Source organism: Nostoc cf. commune SO-36 (assembly GCF_023734775.1).
Classification (GTDB): Bacteria; Cyanobacteriota; Cyanobacteriia; order Cyanobacteriales; family Nostocaceae; genus Nostoc; species Nostoc commune_A.
In genome coordinates, this window is the sequence record NZ_AP025732.1 from 2,672,238 (window position 1) to 2,696,039 (window position 23,802).

Annotated in this window: 19 protein-coding genes and 2 pseudogenes; 10 read left to right on the forward strand and 11 right to left on the reverse strand. The window is 42.4% G+C overall.

Annotation, left to right across the window (positions count from 1 at the left end):
* Positions 1-5 precede the first annotated feature (5 nt).
* On the forward strand, positions 6-1,049 hold the full coding sequence (locus ANSO36C_RS11670; protein WP_251959672.1) for a sensor histidine kinase: 1,044 nt from the start codon (positions 6-8) through the stop codon (positions 1,047-1,049).
* A 202-nt stretch (positions 1,050-1,251) separates the two neighbouring features.
* On the opposite strand, the gene ANSO36C_RS11675 is transcribed toward ANSO36C_RS11670, so the two are convergent.
* Entirely contained in the window at positions 1,252-2,856 is a 1,605-nt protein-coding gene (locus ANSO36C_RS11675; RefSeq protein ID WP_251959673.1) for an NAD(P)H-quinone oxidoreductase subunit N, read from the reverse strand.
* A 3-nt stretch (positions 2,857-2,859) separates the two neighbouring features.
* On the opposite strand from ANSO36C_RS11675, the gene ANSO36C_RS11680 reads away from it, so the two are divergent.
* On the forward strand, positions 2,860-3,039 hold the full coding sequence (locus ANSO36C_RS11680) for a hypothetical protein (protein WP_251959674.1): 180 nt from the start codon (positions 2,860-2,862) through the stop codon (positions 3,037-3,039).
* A 160-nt stretch (positions 3,040-3,199) separates the two neighbouring features.
* On the opposite strand, the gene ANSO36C_RS11685 is transcribed toward ANSO36C_RS11680, so the two are convergent.
* The 4 genes from ANSO36C_RS11685 to ANSO36C_RS11700 all read right to left on the reverse strand — a co-directional run bounded on the left by ANSO36C_RS11685 (position 3,200) and on the right by ANSO36C_RS11700 (position 7,239).
* A complete protein-coding gene (locus ANSO36C_RS11685) occupies positions 3,200-3,472 on the reverse strand; it encodes a hypothetical protein (protein ID WP_251959675.1) in 273 nt (90 codons plus the stop codon).
* A gap of 78 nt (positions 3,473-3,550) precedes the next feature.
* Positions 3,551-4,609, reverse strand: a complete 1,059-nt coding sequence (locus ANSO36C_RS11690; RefSeq protein ID WP_251959676.1) for a WD40 repeat domain-containing protein — start codon at positions 4,607-4,609, stop codon at positions 3,551-3,553.
* A gap of 105 nt (positions 4,610-4,714) precedes the next feature.
* Positions 4,715-5,806, reverse strand: coding sequence for a sensor histidine kinase (locus ANSO36C_RS11695; protein ID WP_251959677.1), 1,092 nt, complete (start codon positions 5,804-5,806; stop codon positions 4,715-4,717).
* Between the two features lie 461 nt (positions 5,807-6,267).
* Entirely contained in the window at positions 6,268-7,239 is a 972-nt protein-coding gene (locus ANSO36C_RS11700) for a CobW family GTP-binding protein (RefSeq protein ID WP_251959678.1), read from the reverse strand.
* 296 nt (positions 7,240-7,535) lie between these two features.
* Here ANSO36C_RS11700 and ANSO36C_RS11705 point away from each other — a divergent pair, with 296 nt between their 5' ends.
* Positions 7,536-8,480, forward strand: a complete 945-nt coding sequence (locus tag ANSO36C_RS11705) for an all3515 family Zur-repressed PEP-CTERM protein (RefSeq protein ID WP_251959679.1) — start codon at positions 7,536-7,538, stop codon at positions 8,478-8,480.
* A 52-nt stretch (positions 8,481-8,532) separates the two neighbouring features.
* On the opposite strand, the pseudogene ANSO36C_RS11710 reads toward ANSO36C_RS11705, so the two are convergent.
* The 5 genes and pseudogenes from ANSO36C_RS11710 to prfC all read right to left on the reverse strand — a co-directional run bounded on the left by ANSO36C_RS11710 (position 8,533) and on the right by prfC (position 15,669).
* A pseudogene (locus tag ANSO36C_RS11710) lies at positions 8,533-9,443 on the reverse strand (alpha/beta fold hydrolase).
* 101 nt (positions 9,444-9,544) lie between these two features.
* Positions 9,545-9,985 (reverse strand): SufE family protein, encoded by a 441-nt coding sequence (locus tag ANSO36C_RS11715; protein WP_251959680.1) that lies wholly within the window; start codon positions 9,983-9,985, stop codon positions 9,545-9,547.
* Positions 9,986-10,409: 424 nt separating this feature from the next.
* Positions 10,410-10,916, reverse strand: coding sequence for an RNA recognition motif domain-containing protein (locus tag ANSO36C_RS11720; protein WP_251959681.1), 507 nt, complete (start codon positions 10,914-10,916; stop codon positions 10,410-10,412).
* Between the two features lie 651 nt (positions 10,917-11,567).
* Positions 11,568-13,745 (reverse strand): M48 family metallopeptidase, encoded by a 2,178-nt coding sequence (locus tag ANSO36C_RS11725; protein WP_410174693.1) that lies wholly within the window; start codon positions 13,743-13,745, stop codon positions 11,568-11,570.
* 295 nt (positions 13,746-14,040) lie between these two features.
* On the reverse strand, positions 14,041-15,669 hold the full coding sequence (prfC, locus tag ANSO36C_RS11730; protein WP_251959682.1) for a peptide chain release factor 3: 1,629 nt from the start codon (positions 15,667-15,669) through the stop codon (positions 14,041-14,043).
* Positions 15,670-15,791: 122 nt separating this feature from the next.
* Here prfC and ANSO36C_RS11735 point away from each other — a divergent pair, with 122 nt between their 5' ends.
* The 7 genes and pseudogenes from ANSO36C_RS11735 (at position 15,792) to ANSO36C_RS11765 (ending at position 22,641) form a co-directional block, all read left to right on the forward strand.
* Positions 15,792-16,151: a DUF4870 domain-containing protein gene (locus tag ANSO36C_RS11735; RefSeq protein WP_251959683.1), complete on the forward strand. Its 360-nt coding sequence runs from the start codon at positions 15,792-15,794 to the stop codon at positions 16,149-16,151.
* 390 nt (positions 16,152-16,541) lie between these two features.
* Positions 16,542-17,522, forward strand: coding sequence for a porphobilinogen synthase (gene hemB / locus ANSO36C_RS11740; protein ID WP_251959684.1), 981 nt, complete (start codon positions 16,542-16,544; stop codon positions 17,520-17,522).
* A 303-nt stretch (positions 17,523-17,825) separates the two neighbouring features.
* Positions 17,826-18,809 (forward strand): alpha-ketoacid dehydrogenase subunit beta, encoded by a 984-nt coding sequence (locus tag ANSO36C_RS11745; protein WP_100899866.1) that lies wholly within the window; start codon positions 17,826-17,828, stop codon positions 18,807-18,809.
* A 167-nt stretch (positions 18,810-18,976) separates the two neighbouring features.
* A pseudogene (gene secD, locus ANSO36C_RS11750) lies at positions 18,977-20,385 on the forward strand (protein translocase subunit SecD).
* Positions 20,385-21,371 (forward strand): protein translocase subunit SecF, encoded by a 987-nt coding sequence (gene secF, locus ANSO36C_RS11755; protein WP_251959685.1) that lies wholly within the window; start codon positions 20,385-20,387, stop codon positions 21,369-21,371. The pseudogene secD and the gene secF overlap by 1 nt, the downstream one beginning before the upstream one ends.
* A gap of 122 nt (positions 21,372-21,493) precedes the next feature.
* Complete coding sequence (locus tag ANSO36C_RS11760; RefSeq protein ID WP_251959686.1) at positions 21,494-21,886, forward strand: hypothetical protein; 393 nt, start codon at positions 21,494-21,496, stop codon at positions 21,884-21,886.
* 284 nt (positions 21,887-22,170) lie between these two features.
* Positions 22,171-22,641: a GNAT family N-acetyltransferase gene (locus ANSO36C_RS11765; RefSeq protein ID WP_251959687.1), complete on the forward strand. Its 471-nt coding sequence runs from the start codon at positions 22,171-22,173 to the stop codon at positions 22,639-22,641.
* Here the strand turns inward: ANSO36C_RS11765 and ANSO36C_RS11770 are convergent.
* Complete coding sequence (locus tag ANSO36C_RS11770; RefSeq protein ID WP_251959688.1) at positions 22,604-23,545, reverse strand: sensor histidine kinase; 942 nt, start codon at positions 23,543-23,545, stop codon at positions 22,604-22,606. The genes ANSO36C_RS11765 and ANSO36C_RS11770 overlap by 38 nt on opposite strands.
* Positions 23,546-23,802: the final 257 nt, after the last annotated feature.

The following is a 23,802-nucleotide window of genomic DNA, read 5'->3' on the forward strand; positions in this document are numbered from 1 at the left end:
AACTGATGGAAATATTAAATTACCAACAAGAAATTAAGGAACTAAAAAAAACGAATAGGATTATCCAAAAGAAGTTGGAACGATCTGAATCAGATCGGATAAAACTTGAAGAAACAAATCAAAAAAAAGAATGTTTACTCAGGAGAGTAATTGATGAGTTAAAAGAATATCAAAATAAATTAGAGGAAAGAAGTAATGAGCTAGAAATGATGCTTCTTAATCTTCAGGTAATGGAGAATAAGATGTCTACTTTGGGAAGTATGGTCGCAGATGTAGCTCATGAAATTAACAACCCAGTTGGCTTTATTGCAGGTAATCTAACTCCGGCTAAAGAGTATATTGAGGATTTATTACATCTCATCGACCTTTATCAGCAGACCTATCCCAAAGCATCTGGGCAAATTCAAGAAACAATCAGAGTGATTGACTTAGAATATGTGCGTGAGGATCTACCTAAACTTATTTCCTCAATGAAAGAAGGTACAGATCGTATTTCCAACATTAGCAATAGCCTGCGAACTTTCTCTAGAGGAGATACAGAACAAAAAGTTCTGTTTAATCTTCATGAAGGTATTAACAGCACTCTCCTGATTCTCAAGCACCGTTTACAAGCTAATAAGATTCGTCCGGCGATTGAACTAGTTAAATATTACACAGAATTTCCCCTAGTAAAATGCTTTCCAGGACAATTGAATCAGGTATTTATGAATTTATTGGCAAATGCTATTGATGCTTTAGAAGAATCTAACTATGGACGGAGTTTTAATGATATTAAGGTAAATCCCAATCAAATTACAATTCATACTGCTCTCACTGAAGATAACAATCATGTCTCGATTCGGATTCAAGATAATGGGGTGGGAATATCGGCTGATGTTCAGCAAAAAATGTTTGACCATTTATTCACAACTAAACCTGTGGGGAAAGGAACAGGATTAGGATTATCAATTGCTTATCAAATAATTGTCCAAAAGCATCAAGGTACTCTAGAAGTAAATTCTATGTTAGGAAAAGGTTCTGAGTTTATAATCACTATTCCACTTTATTAAAGTATAAAATATACAAAATATACCCATTTATTATGGAAATAAATATTCGATTTGTGACAATAATTTTTTATAACGTAGATGCAGAACAGCTTGCCGCAAGCTACCATCATTAGAATAGACTTAAAATATATCATAAACGCCTGTTTGCGTATTAGCAAACAGGCGTGTCTCTGAGTACAAAGTTTGGTTGAGACTCAGGTTATTAAATCTTGGCAGTAGAATCAACTGAGGGTTGAGACTGACTAACTGAATCTAATTTTGGCAAAAGCAGTGGATTTTCTGCTTTGACATTAGTGTTGATTGTTGCTTGCAACATGGGGGTATTGGAGACGGAATTGTTCGCCAATGTAAACAGTGGATTTGACAAAATCCCTGCTATAGAAGTAGCAATTAATGTTACTACTAACCCAACTTGCAAAGGTCTTAGTCCAGGTAAATCCCAACGCACTTGTGGATAATTCTTTACCGCGTCGGACATTTCATGGGGTTCTTTAACTACCATCATCTTGACTACACGAATGTAGTAGTAGATAGAGACGACTGTGGTAACTAAGCCCAGCAAGACTAACCAATAAAGACCTGCTTGCCAACCAGCCCAGAATAAGTAAATTTTGCCGAAAAAGCCAGCTAATGGTGGAATACCACCCAAGGAAAGTAGGGAGATACTCAACCCCAGTGTTAAAAGTGGGTCTTTTTGATATAAGCCAGAGTATTCGGCAATCTGGTCGGTTCCCGTGCGTAGTGAGAACAGGATAATGCAGGTAAAGCCGCACAGGTTCATGAACAGGTAAACCAGTAAGTAGAATATCATACTGGCATAGCCCGCCTGTGTACCAGCAATCAAGCCAATCATCACAAACCCAGCTTGGGCAATGGATGAATAAGCTAGCATCCGTTTCATGGTGGTTTGGGCTAGGGCAACTACGTTACCCAAAATCATGCTGAGAACGGCCAGAGCAGTGAAAACAAACCTCCACTCATCAGCAACAAGGGGGAAGGCTGTTGTTAGCAAGCGGATGGCTAGGGCAAACCCAGCTGCTTTAGAACCGACTGATAAAAAGGCGATGACTGGGGTGGGAGCGCCTTCGTAAACGTCTGGTGTCCACTGGTGGAAGGGTGCAGCAGAAATTTTGAAGCCAATACCTGCGATCGCAAAAACCAGGGCAATGACTAAACCTAAAGATTGACCACCTTTCGCTGTGGCAATGCCATTAGCGATCGCACTTAGTTCAGTTTGTCCTCCAGATAGTCCATACAGCAGTGATACACCGTATAAAAATATTGCTGTACTGGAAGCTCCAATTAACAGGTATTTCAGCGCCGCTTCATTGGAACGGGGGTCACGCTTGGTATAACCTGTTAACAAATATGAGGAGATACTCAGGGTTTCTAGGGAGATGAAAATCATCACCAACTCACTAGCCCCGGATAAAAACATCCCTCCTAAAGTAGCACTCAGTAAAATAGCGATGAATTCAGCTAAAGGAGTGCCGCTTTGCTCAACGTAGCGAATTGACATCAGTATAGTAGCGATCGCAGACAAGGCAATAATACCGCGAAAGACGATACTCAGGTCATCACTATTAAAGCTACCAGTAAAACCGATGGGATTGGGAGAGTCCCATTGAAAATATAGGGCGAGAATCGAAGCAAATAAACCTGCGATCGCTAGATATCCAATCCAGCGTGCGGATGTACGCCCCAAAATCAAATCAACAATCAAAACCCCCAAGAGGGTGAGAATAACAATCCCCTCTGGTAAAATCGTTCCAGCGTTTAGCTGGGATGCAATATTAGCAAAATCCATGAGATGTATAGGTTTTGGGGATTAGACATTAAGGCTAACTCTGTTCACTCTAGCAAGTTTTCTAATTCCCAGACTAGCTCTTTGAACAAGAGCTTAACAGCTTGGGTGCAGATTGCGATCGCCTACGGCATACTGTTCGCGTTCGCACCAACTTCACTAGTTTACCAGCAGGTTTCTCAGTAGTTAGGGATTCACCTAAATACTTTCCTACTTGGTTTTTAAGGCATGACCTTAATTAAATAATGATGCCGCAGCTGCGATCGCTATGTACAAAAAGCTAATTAATAATTAATAAGGGCACAGCAATGCTGTGCCCTTAAAAGATTCATAACTTCTAACTTTATTAAAAACTGACTGATGGCAGCTTACCTTGTAGCGACTGAAATTTGGACTGAACACAGTTCGCACAATTGCAACCAACTTGATCAATAATCGGATTGGATGTTTGAATCAAGTTCGAAGTTGCCAGATTGGGAATTTGTTGTGTAGATACTACGGTAACAATTTGTGTAGCATATAGAGATTTGAGGCTGGATGCGTGTACTGGATTAACTATCAGCAGCATGGATACCAGAAATGCGGGACAAGCAAGTAAAATCAGTTTCACTATGTTCATAATTTACACAAAAATACCTTTGGTCATACAGCATAACCAATAAATTGACGAGGTTCAACTTTAATTACTGAGTATTGCTTAACTACGCCCAAATCCTTGACCGCGTAACACCTTTGACCAAATAACCAATTCGCCTTGCTCACCGCCTGCGGCCAGTAACTTGCCTTGGGGATGCCAAGCTAAGGCCGAAAAACCTCCTGAGACACCTGTGATAATTTGAGATACTTCTTTGGCTTGGTTCCACAAACACAACCAGCCGTCAGCAGCAGCAGAAGCTAGCAAGAAGCTTTTAGGTGCAAAGGCGATCGCATTAATCACACCTACATGATTAGTTAATACTCGCGCTTCCCAGCCTAAAGAATCATCCTCTAGTTTTTCCCAAACCACAATACCTTCAACGCTAGAAGATGCCAGTATTGGCGCACCTAGTTTCGTGGTAGCTTCTGACCATGCCAATTGGCGAATTTTACCAGGAAACCCACGCATTACCCAAGGATCGGGGTTGTTCCATTCCAAAACGGTGACGCTACGATCCATGTTGCCAGAAGCCAGGAATTTGCCATCGGGCGACCAAGCCATCGCTACACTGACACTAGGCATATCCAAGATGTATGGTTCTTCATCCCAGTTTTGACTATGCCAAATCTTGATACCCTGATAACCGCTAATGGCTAGGTATTGCCCATCAATGCGCCAATCAATGCCCAAAACTGACGAGTTTTCAAAATTCAGCGTCACGATAATTTCACGACTATCTGCATCCCAGACTTGAACGTAACGCCCCAAACTAAAAGCTAGTTGGTTACTGGTGTAATTCCAAGCTAGCTTGTCAACCCATGCAGGGGCATTTTCTAACGTAGCGATTAATTCAGTATCGCGCCAAATTTTCACCTGCCCATCTTGTCCACCAACGGCTAAAAATTTTCCATCTGGGGAAAAAGCAAGACAGTCTAATGATTTACCGTTACCAGTTTGTAAGGTTGTGAGTTCACCATTATTCCACAAAACTACTTCACCGGCGGCGGAAGTTGCTGCTAAAGTTTTACCTTGTGGCGACCAAGCGATCGCAGTTACATAATCTGAAAGTGTCCCCGAATAGTGTTGTTCAAATTCTTTTGATTTGGTTGTGGAGTTCATAGTTTATACATAAGTTAGAAGTTATAAGTTATACCAATTTAATATGAAGCTGCATAGAATAGAGCTTCCAAGATAAAGTTGTAAGAAGAGACAGACATTATCTGCTCACAATTTAGGCAACTTAACGATAAAGCTTGTCCCCTTGCCCTCGGCACTTTCAACTTCAATCGTTCCCTGATGCGCTTCAATAATGCTCCTTGCTAAAAATAATCCTAACCCCCATCCTGTTTGCTCCTCAGCAGAGATGGTTCGACGAAATTGTTGAAATAAGATTGCTTGAGCTTCTGAAGAAATCGGATTACCTTCGTTGTGGATGGTCAGGCTGATATGCGTTTCCATTTGCTCAAGTGTGAGTGTAATTGGTGTATCAGCAGCACCATACTTCACGGCGTTAACAGCTAAGTTTTCAATTACCCGTTGTATCTCTTTACGGCTGCAATTGCTCCTGATAGCAGTATCAGAAACTACAATAAACCGCTCTCCATAAGCAAAGTTCAAATCCTCTACTACGTCCTGAACAAGGCTGTCTAAACTGCATTCTTCTAATTCAAACTTTAAGCTCTCCCCCGCCCGTAGCCGACTAGCATCGAGCAGATTTTGAATCATCGAATTCAAACGATCGACTGCTTTTAGCATTTTCGCCGCGATACTCGCATGAGTGTCTCCTTGTTCAAGCCGACGCAAAGTCAAGTGAGTACCCATTTTTATGACATTAAGTGGGTTTCTAAGATCGTGGGTCAGTGTCACCATAAATAATTCTTGAATATCTCGCAGCGTCTGGGAAAATTGAGTCGCCGCATCGTTAACGGCTTGCTCAATGGAATCGATGATAATATCTCGTTCCCTCACCTCCAAAGCCGCTTCTTCTTCTAAAATTTCAAATATGGTCTGACGGAGAATGTGATACTCAAAAATCACTTGAGTCATCGAGTAGTCGGCATAACTCGCCCGCTCATGTCCATGCTTTTTCCCAATCCGAGTGCTTTCTAGTTTATCCGTTCTTATTCTGGCTGGTGTCCTTTCAATCTTCGTTGACAGCTCATCCACCAATTGCTCTAGATACTCAGGTAGCGAATCTTGTAGCATCAGAGAGTCCTGATGTATGGATGCACCAACTTCATCACGCGCCCGCTCTTCCCACCTTTGCATAATTCTTTCAGCATTTTGCTTAAGACGCTTAGACGTTTGGTTAGACATAGATTATAGAAACATCAAAAAGCGAAGAATAAAGCCATCCTTCATTTGAAAGAACAAAATGGATATTATCACAAAAATGTAATAAGAAAGTGGACACAAATCCAAGAAACTAAAAATAAGAATTCAACTCCTATTAATATTCCTCCTCGTCAACTTTCCTCTTAGTTTTCTTTTTTGCTATTTTATGGAGGTTTTTGCTAGGTAAGTTGGACAACCTGTCCAAAATATTCTTCAAGTCACAACAGTAGGACTAGCCCCTTCAAGGTGTGTTATTTTGCAGTTTTTTCTGGTTTATACCAATTTTGTATAAAGTTGCATAGAACGAGAAAGGTAAAACCTTTGCTTGGCAATTATTTCACTCTTCTCCTGTTTCATATACCTTCACACTAATTTGGTATTAGGAGTTAGAAGTTAGGAATTTTTAACTCATCAATCATCATTCCTAACTCCTAACTCGCTTTTTAAGCTAGACAGGCGATAAAATCTTGCTTGAGTTGGGCTGCATCAAGGTTGCGACCGATGAATACTAATTCGTTTTTGGGGGTTTCGCTGGCTTTCCAGGGGCGATCGGGTTTGCCATCGAATATCATGTGTACTCCTTGGAATACAAATCGATTGTCTTCTCCAGCAATATTTAAAATGCCTTTCATCCGAAAGATATCTGTCCCTTGGGTACGCAGTAACTCGGAAAGCCAAGTGTTTAATTTTTCTCCATCGACTGCACCTGCTTCTACTAAAGCTACAGAAAAGACACTTTCATCGTGTACGTGGGCATCTTCGCCTAAGAAATCTGGATCAATTTCTAATGCACGATCTAAATCAAAGGCTTTTACACCTAATAAAGCATCCATTCCGAGTTCAGAATTTTGGGTACGGTAGATTTTTGCGATCGCATTCATCGCCCGAATCCGTTTCTCCAATTCATTCAACTCTTCTGGCGCTACCAAATCTGTTTTATTAAGTAAAATTACATCAGCAAAAGCAATCTGTTCTTGGGCTTCGTCTGCATCCCAATGCTGCCAAATATGCTTGGCATCTACAACTGTCACCACTGCATCTAAAGACAGTTGGCTTTGCAAATCTTCATCAACAAAAAATGTCTGAATCACTGGTGCAGGGTCAGCTAATCCAGTTGTTTCAATTACTAAATGGTCAAATTTATCGCGCCGCTTCATCAAATTGCCAATGATGCGAATTAAATCGCCGCGCACTGTACAACAGATACAGCCATTATTCATTTCAAAAATTTCTTCATCTGCATCGATAATCAATTGATTATCAATACCCACTTCCCCAAATTCATTAACAATCACAGCAACTTTTTTGCCGTGTTCGTAGGTGAGGATGTGGTTGAGTAGAGTCGTTTTACCTGCTCCCAAATATCCTGTAAGAACAGTAACGGGAACTGAATTGTTGATTACGTCAGCCACCATACTCTAAATTCCTCGTGTCTCACCTTATGGATAATCATTATCACATATCTTAATTCTTTTTATATTTTTGTGCGAACTTGCTGTAATTTTGGGTTTCAGCAAAATAATTACATAATTTAATCAAGAAACATTTTATTTTTATGCATCTGTAATAAGTAATAAAGATTTATCAGTTGGCAATATTCCATACAAGGTACTAACCTGTGGCGAGTCCCACTTTAGTACCTTGACAACCCTCTAGCTAAAATGATAATCATTATCGTAAGTAAAAAATTATCCTTTAATGGAGAAGCGTTGTGGTTTCAAGAAACATTACCTGCTTGAAAAAGCAATTAACTCAAACAGTGCAAGCATCTGCGTCTATTGCAGTGAATTTTTTGGTCGTTGCGCCGTTGGTTTTATCTACTGCAATAGCCCCGGCACAAGCAGATGATACTCATAATCATTCGGATGAAACGGGCTTTTACATTGGATTAGATAGTTTGGAGGCTCTCTCTACAGGGACATACGCAGGATTGGAAAACCCCAACTACAATCGTTTGACCCTTCTCTTTGCACACAGGAATGAAGACACGCCGGAATCTAGCCATTTCCACGGTATTGGTACTTATAGCTACTCTGGTTCTTTAGATAACCTAACTATTAACCCAACCAATACAAATAATCGAATTCCTGAATCTTACTCAGAACAACCGCCGCTAACATTATTACCTGGCACAGGGTTTTATACTGGTCGCTTGATTAGTACTGCAACAGATAAGGAATATAGCAATCTGACAATAGAACCTATCGCGTCTCTCAAAACTTCAAAAGAATTAGACAACCAGTATTTGTTCAATAGCTCTAATGGTCGTTGGCAGTCATCTCTTGAGGGCGCAAATATTGGTTTACAATTAGCCTCAATTAGCAGTGGATTGAATATTGGTGATTCAGCAGGCGTTGATATTGTCAAGTCAGTCGGTGATATCTACACAATCGGCAGTGGTGATAATTTTTCGTTCACCCCTACTTTTTGGACTGATGCTGCTGCACCACTAGGAACTTATTCTGCATCATTCAAATTGGTGGATTTAGGTACTGATAATCACCGTATTCCCTTTAAAGAGTCTGGCACTTTCAATTTTGATTTTGAAGTCAAGACAGTGCCTGAGTCATCAACTGTTCTTGGTCTTGGTATAGTCAGTTTACTAGCGTTTTCTCTTTCTCGCTTGCAAAAACTTAATCGCAGTAGTTTGAACTAATTTTAATTTCGCACCAAGGCACAAAATGATTTTTGCGTCTTGGTGCGAGGATTTAATTTTCTGAAGATAACAAAAAATCTTGAACTGCTTCTAAAACAACTGCTGGGTATTCTTCATGCAATCCCAGAGAACCAGGGATAACAACACTTTTCACTCCTGGTAATGCTACCAAAGCGTTCATTTGTTCTCGTGATTTGGGGGGGCTAGATTCCCCAACTACTACCATGAGGGGTACGGTTAGAGACTGTACAAGTCCCAAAAATCAGATTGTGCGTGTACAGCATCAAGATTACCAGTGACAAAGGCAGCAGATGCAAATCGCGCTCCTGGTTGTTGAGTAGTGTCCCACTTCTTCTTAATGAAACTGGGTGTAATTTTAGCCGCGTCAGTAAAAACATGACGGCGGTACATAAAACTTAATAAAGATGGGGCAGTATTGAGTTTGTAGAGAGCTTGACCAAGTATAGGCGATCGCACCAATTCTCTCACAAAGCCAGCTACTTGCTGATTTGCCCCCATTGTCGGCAAAGGGCCACGCCAAGTAGGAGCTAACAATACAATTTTTGAGAAAGTAGCCTGCTTCAGAGCTAATTTTAAAACGTAACTAGCAGCATGACCAGCCGCGATCGCAGTAATGGGAGTATTAAAAACAGCTTTGACAAAATCTTCCAGAAATTGCTGATAAATTTCCGGTCGATAATTCAAACTAGGGCGAGAAGATTCACCAAATCCAGGCCAGTCTAAGGCTACAACTCGAAAATTAGGAGCTAGTAACTTGGCAAGTTCGCCGACTTCCAAACGCGTCGAAACACTGCTGAAAGATGGTAATAGCAATAACGGTGAACCTTTACCGAGGGTTTCATAAACAACGCGCAATTGCTGATTTTCCCAATTCCAGAGATATTCTTGAACTACTCCACCAAAACCAGCAGCAGCAGAGGTAGACAATAAATTTGTTGACATGACACTAAATTTTGGTAGTTGTACGTTTTTTGTCATTTGTCAGTTGTCTTTTGTCCTTTACAAATGACCAATGACAAATGACAAATGACCAATAACCAAGTTTAGCTAGGCAAATCTAACTTACATTCCAATGCTTTCTTTTGCATGGTTTTAAAAATATTGTAAAATCCATTAGCACGGGAAGGTGTCAGGCTAACGTTTAAACCTGTTTCTTGAATAAAATCTGGGGTAAGTTGGACAATCTCACTTGGCGTTAGTCCCTGCAATCCTTCAACCAGAAGCCCTACCAAACCTTTGGTTAACTGGGAATCAGACTCGCCCTGAAACACAACTTTACCGTCATCCAAAGCTGCGGTGATAAAAACTTGAGACACGCAACCAGGAACTTTATTTTCGGGTAATTTCTCCGCTTCTGGGAACTCATTGAGCTTCTGAGCGTACCAGATTAGCTGTTCGTAGCGTCGCTTCGGTTCGGAAGCGCGTTGAAAGCGCTGGACAATTTTAGCGAGCGCAGGTGGCAAAGAATCTAGAGTTGAGGACATAACAGAAGCTGCAAATGATCGGTCTTACCTTGAGTGTAAATTATCTTTAGAGCGATGCCTACGGCGGGCTGCGCCTACGCACGCGCCTCTTGTTCACTTTGGCATTATGAAGCTTGCCATTACTGAACCATTACTGAATATAATTTATAATTAGATATTTTATTACTTTGTAGCATATTCTCCGCGTCCCTCTGCGCTTACCTTCTCTACGAGACGCCTTGCGAATGCGTTCCTCCGCGCTCAAATTTCAACCCTCAATTCTCCACGATTCGACAATTCGATGCCTACGGCTGGGTGCGTCTATGCGTTTACAAAATTAGCTGCAAGTTCATTAAACTAAGCAGCTAGATAATTATCAACAATTAAAAATTAAAAATCAAAAAAAAATTCTGATTTTTAATTTTTAACTTCTCTCCCTTAGCGATTAATTCGTAGTTTGTGCAGCTAACATCTGCTTCAGCTTTTCTAATTCCGAAGCCCAACGAGGATCTGGACGAATAGCGTCTGAATCGGTGGTTGTGGTGCTGGTTTCACGAGAACCACCGCCGCCACTGCTGCCACGACGAGGTTTCTTAGAGCTTTTCTCACGACGGCTACCTTCTCTAGTAGGCATAGGAGTAGGGGTACTACTAGCAGCAGTAACTGGTTTGGGAGCTTGCTCGTCGCCCTCTTCACCCTTTGTCCGAGGTAATGCCTTTTCTAGCTTAATGGGAGTGTCTTTGAACATCTGACCATTATACTTTTCAATAATTTCGTCAGCTTGTTCGTCATTGTTGACTGTAAGAAAACCGAAACCACGGCATTTGCCGGTTTTGCGGTCTTTAATTAATTTAGTAGTTACAGCATCACCTTCTGCTGCAAAAACTGCTTGCAGATCTTGACGATCTATTTCATCTTTAGGCAAATTACCTATATATAGGCGAATGGACATGAACTATACCTCCAGAGTTGAATGAACATGGCAAGGCAAGAAAACAATCAGTTAGCTTTGGCTTTTAAATAGATGCTATTGACCAAGACTGCCATCAACCAATTTTTTTTGCTCGAAACTGTCAACTTATATAACAATACAGTTTTTAGTCGGGATCAAGCTTGTTTAATCCAAAAGCCCACACTATGGCGAGCTAATAACACCTTAATTCTAAGAATTGTAAATTTAATAGCCTATTGCCTGCTAAAGTACACGCTTTTTTCCATGACCTTTTTCGCAGAATCTAATACCATTCCTTACATTACCACGGTATTTTCTACGTAGCTAGTTTAGCGCATACATTTCCGACTTTAGTTTTACTACATCGTAACATAAAACACATTTTTTCTGTAAGGGAGAATATTTTGAAACAAAAACCAGCCAGTGGCTGGTTAATTTGCTGCTGTGTTGGGAGGAAAAAAGGTATGTAGCAGGGGAAAAGCATCCAAATTCACAACCAAGCTGTGGTGCTGAGTTATGTGGGGTGCTATTGTTTGTGTAAATAAATGTAACATTTGTTAAGAAAACCTGCAACTTTTGTTTACATTCTGATTTGTCTTTTGTCTTTTGTCCTTTGTCCTTTGTCCTTTGCTAATGACCAATGACCAATGACTAACCAGTGAGAAAAACGTATGCGCCCAAAGCCTGTGCTGCAACTGCCAAAAAAGTAGACCAAATGGGATGAGGGCTATTAATGGTTTTACCACTTTGAGTTTCTAGGGTTTGGATATCGATCCAAGGTGTTGCTCCTCGCCGGAACCAACCAGTGACGATAATTTGCCGACCGATTAGATCCTGGTGATTGACTGACTGTCCTAGCCAAGAAATGTGGTGTAATTTCAGCAAACCCGCGCTGGATTGGAAGATTAAATCTTGCGCTAGGGAGTTGTTAGTGCCTTGACGACCTAATAGTTTGCCCACCAAACGCACGCTGATGCTGTCGATGGGTAAGGCAGAAGGGTTAGATAACAGGTTGGGTAAGCTGTCATCAGTTTGCACGGTGGCCGGTTTAATATCGGGAAAGAAAGAATTAATCCGCATCAGTGTACCGATGCTAAAGCCAATCAGAAGGCAGCCTGTAATGAAAGACCAATCTTCATATATCCACTTTAGATTTAAAAACTTGAGTGCGAATGCTAGTTGCCAGGTTAGCCAGACTAAAGCTGCAAACAAAACCCCTAGAGGAATTCCCAACCAGGGAGCGATTTGTAATAAGAAAGACTGACGTTTAACCTTTGATGGCTCGCTTGCAAAATGCAGTTCGGTGTCTAAATGCCAGTGACGGGCTATTTGGCAAAGACGTTGGATGCGATCGCCCATTAACGGATGGGTGTTATTAATCGTAAACCATCGGCGATAGGGGTTGGCAGTATCCCACTTCAAAAAGGCTTCAAAAGATAGATTGCTGGCAATAGTGCCTAAAGCAAGGCTTTGCTGGTAGCTGACTGGTGTCAGGAGATTTAAGCTTTCTAGTTGCCAACTCGTCTCTTCCTCTTTTTGGATATCAGCGGCAATGCCAATGGCGATTTTGAGTAAAGCGCGAATCAGAGCATTGGGATTACCAGTAATTTCAGCTGCGACGCGATCGCTATAATAAAGTCGCAACCGCGACAACCACAATGCAGTCCCAGTCAGCAAACACCAAACTCCATAAATTAGACTTGTCAGAATGGTGACTGGCAAGCGCCAAATTTTCGCTGATATTTTGTCTCCCAACTGCGACACTTGCTGATATAACTTATGAGCTGGTAATGTCACCAGCAGCAACAAAGACATCACAGCAAAATCCCAGTGAGCAATATGCCCTAGCTGTGTGGCGTAGATAATGGCGATTTCATCATCTGCCAGCTGTTCTAATAGCCCTTGACTGACAACAATCCTGGCATTACGTGGTAAGCTACCATAAGTCAGGATAATTGGTGCAGCCATTGGTAAAATCCGCAGTTTAGGTAACGGCCAGTGCCGTTGTTGGCAACAACGTTGTAGCACCCGGACAGCTTCGCGGCTGTGGGTATTCAGTACATCTTTAGGAAATTCTCGCTGACCATAGAAGTTTGCCAGTAGTATATCCAGCAACCAAGGTGATACTGCGATTAAAATCACCAATACTATTAGCAACAATTTAGTCGGATCGCGGTATAAAAACTGCAACGGCTCCAAATAAGGTAGTCTAACTAAAGTCTGGTTGATAAATCCCATTGCTAACTTGAGGATTTCTCGCATCACCCAAAACAAAGCGATGAATGTTCCTGCTGACAGTAGCCGTAAGGGAATTAATTTTGGTTTACGTAGTGGTTGCCATGCTCTAGCGCGTTGTGCTTGCCGCCAATAAATAACACCGAACAATTTGGCTTGGGTGCGGGTAACAGAACCCATGAAGCCATTTAAGGGTGCAGCAGGTGGTGGTGGCGGTGGTGTTGCTAATGTAGCTTTGAGTCTAGGTAGTGGAACCATCTGCGGGATATCGTCGCTTTTGGTTTCTATTACTTGATCATTCGGTTTTTCCTCTAATGTAGGAGTTTCCGGGGGAGGAACTGGAGGAGAATCTGGGGTTGAATTCTCAAAGGCAACAAATCCAGTTTCGACTTTTTTTGGTTCTTGATCTGGTTTTTTACGTTTTGTCAGGTGTTCGAGAGCGCGTTTTGCCCACTCTTGGACTTGCGGATTGTTACTCTCAATCAGATTCTGGGAAATAGCGATCGCATTAGCAACTTCGCCAGTGCGAGCATAAGCCATCACTAAACCAACCTTGGCTTGTAAGCTAGCAGTACCATTGTGTGCTGCTAGCAATAGGTTCTAGTTGAGCGATCGCTGTTTGGTAATTTCCTTGCTTGAGGGCAATTAAACCAGCCTCCAAAGACGGTTTGGCATGTGAAGGCATACAAATTCTGGCACTCCAATCTCTTCTAGGTGATCCACGTTTGTGCAAAAGCGCGAACCTCGGATGCCGTGGAACTCAACCGCACTCAAGTTTTGTTTGTCAAGTGAATGATAAAGATTGAATCCAAGAGTCAGGAGTCAGAATTCAGTTAGCTCTTTTGTAGGACTAACTCTGAATTCTGGATTCTGAATTCTGTATTCTTCTTCATTCCTCCACTGGTTGTTGACTAGAAAATACTGGAGCGATCGCGCTTAATTTTAACTCTGGATAGTCGCCCAGTAACTGTTGACAATTCCATTCATTGCGGAATAGCAACACAGGGCGTCCCATACTGTCTTTAACTGTAGTGGTATTGAATATTCGTCCCACTTTTTCTAATGCTTCCCAACCACCCTCAACCCAACGGGCGACACTGTAGGGCAATAAATCTAATATGGTTTCTACACCATACTCATTTTGTAAGCGAAACTGCACCACCTCGAATTGCAACTGACCCACCGCCGCCAAAATTGGATCGCGCTTGGCTTCATCAGTTGAATACATAATTTGTACAGCACCTTCTTCGCGCAATTCCGCAACGCCTTTTTGGAATTGTTTAGACTTCGAGGGGTTGGGATTCCTCAGAGATGCGAACAGTTCCGGCGAAAAATACGGAATCCCCTCATATTCGAGCTTTTGTCCCGTGTAAATTGTATCCCCGATCGCAAAAACACCGGGATTGTTCAAACCGATCACATCGCCAGGATAAGCCACATCAATAGATTCTCGCTCTTGGGCAAAGAGTTTTTGCGGGCGAGACAGACGGATAGGTTTACCAATGCGGGCGTGATTCACCATCATATCTTTTTCAAACTTACCAGTGCAAACCCGGATAAATGCGACGCGATCGCGGTGTTTCGGATCCATGTTCGCTTGCAGTTTGAAGACAAACCCCGAAAATTCTGGGTATGTAGGGGCAACTTCGCCAACACTGCTGTAGTGAGAACCGGGTTTGAGGGCATAGTCGAGGAAATACTTGAGGAATAACTCTACCCCAAAGTTAGTCATGGCGCTACCAAAGAACACAGGCGTCATTTTGCCTTCGTGTATCAACTGTAAATCTAGCTCTGGCCCAACTCCATCTAACAGTTCCAGATCATTTTTCAGTTGGTGGTACAGGCTTTGTTCTAGCTGTTCTTCTATTCTTGGATCGCCTAATTCGACTACCGTATCACGGGCTTCTCGGCTGCCGTGGGCGCTGCGTTCAAACAAGTGAATTTGTTGCTTGTGTCGATCAAAAACACCTTTAAAGCGATCGCCCATACCAATCGGCCAATTTACCGCATAGGTTTGCAATCCCAATTCTTGCTCAATTTCATCTAACAATTCCAGAGGTTCCCTTCCTGGGCGATCGAGCTTGTTGATAAATGTAAAAATTGGAATACCGCGCAACTTACACACTTCAAACAATTTGCGTGTTTGGGGTTCCAAACCTTTTGCCGCATCAATTAACATTACTGCATTATCGGCGGCGGCGAGGGTGCGATAAGTATCTTCACTGAAATCTTGGTGTCCGGGAGTGTCTAATAAATTTATTTGACAATTCTGGTATTCAAATTGCAACACTGTGGAGGTAATGGAAATACCCCGTTGTTGCTCCATAGCCATCCAGTCAGAGGTTGCCTTACGCTGTGCCCGTCGCGCCTTAACCGCCCCAGCTTCGTGAATTGCACCTCCGTACAGTAGCAGCTTTTCTGTTAATGTAGTTTTACCCGCATCAGGGTGAGAAATAATCGCAAAATTGCGGCGAAGTTCAACTGCTTGAATAAGTTCAGACTGAAGTTCAGTAGACATAAATGTATTTGTTTGTTAGCTAGCTTAATTTTTTAACTCTGGTAAGTCTTTTAATCTTAAGACAACGATGCTCGTGATAGGGTCGTAATATAACCAACAATCTGACCAAATAGGAGAAAGCAATGTACGACACAGATAAGCGAAAGCTTTTATCCGCCTTGTCTCATGGATCCATTTTTCTCAGCACGACATTGGTATCTGTAGGTATACCTATCGCCGTACTCTTTGTATCTGATGATCCTGTTGTTAAAGAAAACGCCAAAGAATCCATTAATTTCCACTTTAATGTCTGGCTTTATGGAGGAATTCTGGGAGCGCTGTTTTTTCTATTCGGTTGGTTAGTGTTACCTCTATTATTGCTGGGGCCATTAGCCGGTCTGGGATATCTATTACATTGGGGATTAACAATTTGGGCGCTCATCAAAGTTTTCAGCAATCCTGATATACCCTTCCGTTATCCTTATATTTTCCGAGTTTTTTAATGAGTATTGGGGATGGGGCATTGGTAATTGTCAGGTATTTGCTACTAAATACAAAATTTCATGAATTAGTAGCGAATTCTCTGCGTGCCTCTGCGTTTACCTCTGCGCCACTTTGCGTTTAAATTTACACCCTCAATTCGCCACGATTTTGCCAACAGACAGTCTTATCATTTTGAATTTTGAATTGCTTACTTATGTTGTTTTTTTTCCAGCCCGTCGGATAGATGCAACCAAGCTGTAGAATACAAAATTGCCCTACAACTTGATTAAGAGTAGGGCAAAGGACAGTTAAGCACTGTTTGTAGTCTGTCTGACGGCAGGAAAATTTTAGCCTGCTTTTGTGACGCTTTATTTTGTGTCCATTTGCGTTGTTTTTCTTCATAAAATTTTATGTTTCCTACACACCGCCCCCGTCGTCTGCGTACTCATCCTCAACTGCGCCGGATGGTTCGTGAAACTGTTTTAACAACAAGCGATTTAATTTACCCACTATTTGCTGTACCGGGTGAGGGAATCGCCAACGAAGTAAAATCGATGCCCGGAGTCTACCAACTTTCGGTAGATAAAATTGTCGAAGAGGCAAAAGAAGTTTACGACTTAGGAATTCCTTCTATTATTTTATTTGGGATTCCGGCTGATAAAGATGTGGATGCCACTGGCGCTTGGCATGATTGCGGTATCGTCCAAAAAGCTGCGACTGCGGTAAAAGCAGCAGTGCCAGATTTGATTGTAATTGCTGATACTTGTTTATGTGAGTATACCAGTCACGGTCATTGTGGTTATTTACAAGTCGGTGATTTAACGGGACGAGTTTTAAATGACCCAACTCTGGAATTGTTGAAAAAAACAGCAGTTTCTCAAGCGAAAGCCGGTGCCGATATCATTGCGCCTTCTGGGATGATGGATGGCTTTGTCCAGGCAATTCGTCAGGGTTTGGATGAAGCCGGATTTGAAGATACGCCAATTTTGTCTTATGCTGCTAAGTATGCTTCGGGTTATTATGGTCCATTTCGGGATGCAGCAGACTCGACACCGCAATTTGGGGACAGAAGGACTTACCAAATGGATCCAGGTAATGCCCGCGAAGCGATTAAAGAGATTGAATTGGATATCGCTGAAGGTGCTGATATGCTCATGGTTAAACCAGCCTTGGCATACATGGATATTATCTGGCGGGTAAAGGAAGCGAGTAACTTACCAGTTGCCGCTTACAATGTTTCCGGTGAGTATGCGATGGTGAAAGCTGCGGCTCTCAACGGTTGGATTGATGAGGAGCGTGTGGTTATGGAAACTTTAACTGGGTTTAAACGCGCTGGTGCAGACTTAATTTTGACCTACCATGCCAAAGATGCGGCACGATGGTTAAAGTAGGATAAACGATTGAATAGTAATTTAATGGGAAATCTCACGCAGAAACATCCAGATGTAGAGTTGTGTTTTGGTGTTTGGGTGTGAGATTTTTGTATTTTTGGTTTGGGTGGTGCAAAATTCCAAAAAATCATAAAACCGATAAAATCTAAATTAAATAGCTTTGATCTAGTTATGGCAACTACTCGCTCTATACTTGGGGCGGTTGGTTTAAAAAACCCAATCTCTAACTAGTGCGATCGCTCACCGTATTTGCGACAACAGCACGATAAAATTCTATAACCATAATCGTACAAAAAGGTCTAAATGGCAGAAACACTATTCTTCAACGCCTTACGGGAAGCCATTGATGAAGAAATGGCGCGTGATTCCAGCGTATTCGTTCTCGGTGAAGATGTCGGGCACTATGGCGGTTCCTATAAAGTTACCAAAGACCTGTACCAAAAATATGGCGAACTCCGCATTCTAGACACCCCCATTGCTGAAAATAGCTTTACTGGGATGGCAGTGGGAGCCGCGATGACAGGGTTGCGTCCCATCATTGAAGGCATGAATATGGGCTTTTTACTGTTGGCCTTCAATCAAATATCCAACAACGCTGGGATGCTGCGCTATACTTCCGGCGGTAACTTTAAAATTCCGATGGTAATTCGCGGCCCTGGCGGTGTCGGTAGGCAGCTAGGTGCAGAACATTCCCAACGATTAGAAACCTACTTTCAAGCTGTGCCAGGGTTGAAGATTGTTGCCTGCTCCACACCAAGAAACGCTAAAGGACTACTAAAATCCGCAATCCGCGATGATAATCCTGTGTTGTTCTTTGAACACGTTCTGCTTTACAACTTGAAAGAAGATTTACCAGAAGAAGAATATTTACTACCCCTAGATAAAGCAGAAATTGTGCGTGAGGGTAAAGATGTAACCATTATTACTTACTCGCGGATGCGGCATCATGTGCTGCAAGCGGTAAAAACTCTTGAAAAACAAGGATACGATCCAGAAGTTATCGATTTAATATCCCTCAAACCATTAGATTTTGATACCATCGGTGCATCAGTAAGAAAAACCCATAAAGTCATTGTTGTGGAAGAATCTATGCGAACTGCGGGTATTGGAGCAGAAGTTATCGCCTCAATCAACGATCGCTTATTCGATGAATTGGATGCGCCAGTACTACGACTTTCTTCCCAAGATATCCCCACACCTTACAACGGCAATCTGGAACGACTAACAATCATCCAACCAGAGCAAATAGTAGAAGCTGTGGAAAAAATGGTAGCTTTACGAGTCTAAGGACTGGGACTGGGGACTGGGAAGATGAGGGAAGGGGGACAAGGGGAAATTATTTAATAAGTTTCTTCCTTGTCTCTTCCCAATGCCCAATGCCCAATGCCCAATGCCCAATGCCCTAACTCTACAAAAGAACGCTATTATAGCCTTTGTCAGTTGCGAGTTATGGTATGCAAAGACAGCGATCGCTATTAATTTTGATTTTAGTCCTGATAATCGCCGCTATTACGGTGATTGCTACAATCCCGATACCTCTTGGGCTGGACTTACGCGGAGGTTCACAACTCACAATTCAGGTGAAACCGTCAGCAGAAATTCCCCAAATCACCGAACGAGAATTGGAAGGTGTGAAAAAAGTTGTCGAAGGTCGGATTAATGGTCTGGGTGTTTCTGAGCCATTGATCCAAACAGTCGGCGCAGATAAAATATTGGTGCAACTACCAGGAGTTAATGACCCAGAGCAAGCTGAACGGGTCTTAGGGGGTACGGCGCAGTTAGAATTTCGGACCCAAAAACCGAATACAGAAACTCAACTACTTGCTTATCAAGCATCTAGAGTCGAATTGAAAGCCAAGCAAGAAGAGTTAAAAAGAGTTCAGATAAAGCAGCAATTGTCAAGAATCAAGAAGATTTACAAAAAAATAATCAAGCGATCGCAGAATTGTTTGAAAGCACCAATCCACCGCTAATTGGCAAATACCTCAAGGATGCTTATGGTGAACCCACTCAAGGTAACAACTGGAATGTTGCCATTCGCTTCGACCAAAAAGGTGGTGAACTATTTGCCAATTTGACAAAAAATCTCGCTGGTACTGGGCGTAGTATTGGTGTTTTTCTGGACAATGAAGTGATCAGCGCTCCTACCGTGGGTATAGAATTTGCTGCTACTGGCATTACTGGTGGTTCTGCCGTAATTACAGGACGGTTTACCCCCCAAGAAGCCAATGACTTAGGCGTGCAGTTACGCGGTGGCGCATTACCCGTACCGGTAGAAATTGCAGAAATTCGCACTGTTGGGGCAACCTTGGGTAAAGACAGTATCACTAGCAGTATCTATGCTGGGATCGGTGGTCTGACTTTAGTATTAATATTTATGGTAGTGTACTATAGACTACCAGGACTGATTGCCAATGTAGCACTATTGATCTACGCCCTGCTAACCTGGGCTACCTTTGCTTTGTTGGGTGTCACCCTTACTCTGCCAGGAATTGCCGGTTTTATCCTCAGTATTGGGATGGCAGTGGATGCAAATGTACTAATTTTTGAGCGGACGCGGGAAGAATTGCAAGCAGGCAAATCCCTATATCGTTCTGTAGAATCTGGTTTTTACCGCGCCTTTTCCAGTATTTTAGATGGCAACGTAACTACAGTCATTGCTTGTGCTGCACTATTCTGGCTGGGGGCTGGTTTGGTGAAAGGCTTCGCTCTAACTCTGGCTTTGGGCGTAGCAGTGAGTATGTTTACAGCAATTACCTGTAGTCGCACCTTGATGTTTTTAGCAATTACAATTCCCGCACTCAAGAAACCAGAACTTTTCTGTCCGAACCTGCCAACATCAAATAAGGCAGAGGTGGCTTAATGAAACTAAGTGTTAACAAATCGCGATCGCTTTGGTGGGCTATTTCTAGTGCCATCATTCTGGCTGGTATCATCTCAATGGTGATTTCTTGGCAAAACCCGAACATCAAAGCACCCCTACGTCCCAGTTTGGATTTTGTCGGTGGTACACGATTACAGTTTGAACGAGATTGTACCAAACCCGGTAACTGCGACCAGCCAATTGATATCAATATCGTTCGGGAAGTAGCTAAAGCACAGGGGTTAGGTGATAGCAGCATCCAAATTGTTGCTGACAAAGGTACTGGTGCGGAAAATGGTATACTGATTCGCACAAAAAACTTGGCTCGTGAACAGCGTACCAATTTGCAAAATGCCTTAAGTGAAAAAGTCGGTACTTTTGACGAGCAAAAAAATCAATTTGACACAGTTGGCCCAACTCTGGGGGCAGAGCTGTTTAGGTCTGGGGTAATAGCTCTAATAGTTTCCTTTGCAGGCATCATAATCTACTTGACCTTCCGGTTTCAGTTGGATTATGCGGTGTTTGCGATCGTTGCGCTATTACATGATGTCTTCATCACGGCAGGGATTTTTTCGATTTTTGGTTTAGTATTGGGTACTGAAGTAGATAGCCTGTTCATCGTTGCTCTACTGACAATTACAGGTTTCTCAGTCAACGATACAGTGGTAATTTACGATCGCATTCGGGAAACTCTCAAGACCAATCCCAACGGAGCGATCGCTGACATTGTGGATGATGCAGTTAACCAAACTTTAGGACGGTCAATCAACACAACCTTTACTACAATGCTGTCATTGTTTGCTATCTTTCTGTTTGGCGGCGAAACTCTGAAAAACTTTGCTTTAGCTCTAATTATTGGCTTTACAGCAGGGGCTTATTCAAGTATTTTCATCGCCAGTACTCTTCTAACTTTCTGGCGAGAGCGCAATGGTCAAGCAACTATGGTAGTCAGTGGTGAGTCGATTGATACATCTGCTGGTAACTAATCATTGGGCATTGGGAATTGGGCATTGGGCATTGGTTATTCTTTTTTTCTCCCTTGTTCTCCTTATCTTCCCCTGCTTCCCCTGCCTCCGCTACTCCCTCATCCCCCACCTTCCCACAGCCTATGGATCAATCCGAACAATTGTCAATAACTGACCCTTCGTTTGCTCAACAAGTACAAAGGCTACATCAGCTAACAGTATATGGCAGGTGGCTGTTTGTGGGCTGTTTATGGCTGACCATTGCGCCTGTTTCTTTGTGGGGTCTACGTACAGAAATTGCTCTGTGGCAACAATATTTTACCTGGGTGGCAGTGAGATTTGGACTCTTCTACCATCCACTGTCTACCTTTGGTCTAGCCTTTTGTCTGGGGATGACGGCTTCTGTTTTAATTTGGCAAAGTCGGAATATTCTATTTGGACTACCATCGCAGGAAAAACAACGCTTAGAAAAACAAGTTTATCGGATACGTCAACAAGGGCCAACTCATCCTCTATGGAAGTGGGTTTGTCATTAATTTTTCTTTCTCGTTGCATATACATATACACGTACAGCAATTTCTAGCAAAATAGAACTTAAACATACTAGATATCTGGTGAAAAAGAATTGTTTTGACGTAGCACTGCGACATCTCTAAAAAAGTTCTGGATAACGCATATTTACAGCAGTTTCCAGGTAAATAGACCACGCGGTAGGGCGCAAGTCCTTGCGCCCTGACGATGGATGTGATTCAAATACATGATTTCTGCTGTAATTTCTGAAGATGTCTACTAAAGATACTGCCAAAAGTGGATGCCATACATGAACGAGTCTCAAATTCAATTTAGCGATCGCAAGTCTGAAATTGACCTTTACCAACTCCAAGAACTGTTAAACCTTTCAGCTTTCTGGGCAAAGGGACGCAGTATTGAGGATTTAGGTATAGCCATTGCCAACAGTGAGCCAGTGATTTCCGTCTGCCTTAGCGATCGACTCATTGGCTTTGCTAGAGCAACATCTGATGGCATATATCGCGCCACAATTTGGGATGTTGTAATTCATCCAGAGTATCAACATAGTGGATTGGGAAGCAATTTAGTAGAAACCCTTTTGAGACATCCCCGCATGAAATGGGTTGAGCGCGTTTACCTGATGACTACTCACCAGCAGGGTTTCTACGAAAAGATTGGTTTTGAAACTAACAGCACCACTACAATGGTGCTGCACAACTTAGCTAACCGTGCTTTTGTTTCTGCTACAGAAGTCCAGTTTCAGGAATCACTAGGGGGATAGAAATTTGTACCCTGGTAAATTGCTGAGATGATTCCTTTTCAACGGTCGTAGGTAGAATTTCTAACTTTCCTCCCATAACTTCCACCAACGTCTGATTCATCAATAGCCTCATTCCTGGGGAAAGAGCAGCATTTTTTTGACCAATCTCGGTCAAATGATCTTCAGATTTGAGCAAATCAATCGGCTCGCTCCAGGGTATGGCATGGGTTGGTAAATCCAGCCAAATGTTTACAAAATTATTTTTAGGTAGGGTGCTACTGGAAAGACAGATACTGCCTTCCTCCATCTGAGTAATGGCAGTGTCTATTAAACTTATCAATACTTGGCGGAGCCAGAGATAATCTGTCAAAACATAAATTTCTGGATCGACGGGTAACAATTGCAAGGGAAAATTACGATTTGCCGCCAGCATATAAGTTAAGTCATGAACCTCCTGAAAAATTTGGGCTAAGGGTCTGGGTTGAATATCTAATTTATTGGTGCCATGTTCAGCTCTAGCAACGTTGAGAATTTCATCCATTAGCTTCAGCAACTTCAGTGTGCGCTCGTGAGCTTGGGCAATAAATTCTCGCTCTTCAGCTGGACTTTCACACAAATCTGACAAAATTAACTGATGTAAGCCGAGCAAACCATTAAAAGGCGATCGCAATTCATGGGTAGTCCGCGCCAAAAAACCAGCTTTAAACAGGCTCATTTCCCTTGCCATAAGGTATGCCAGCTGCGTTTGCTGTAGCTGTTGCGATATTGGTGGCATATCCTGTGGAGCTAATGGCGCTACTGGGGATGAGCTAGATGAAACATTTGGCGATGCCTGCGGCGGCTGTAGCCATCGCCCAAATAACTGACAGAAAACCATACCTAGGGCTATTCCTGCTCCTAGATACATCCAGTTGCTCCAATTCATAATCTGGCAATATTAACTGTTAATTGACCACAACAGCGCAAACTAAACTTCCAGATTTGTCTGTTGTTCAAATCACGGAAAACAACATTATAGCTACCTGTATGTGGTTATCAGTCTAAATCTCTAAGGTACTGACAAAAAATAAATTATCTAAAATTATTTGTAGATTTGTCGTGGCGCAAGTGCTTGCGCTCCGATGTACCCTGCGGGACGCTCACGCGTAGCTTGCTTCCCCGAAGGGGTACGCGGAACGTGGG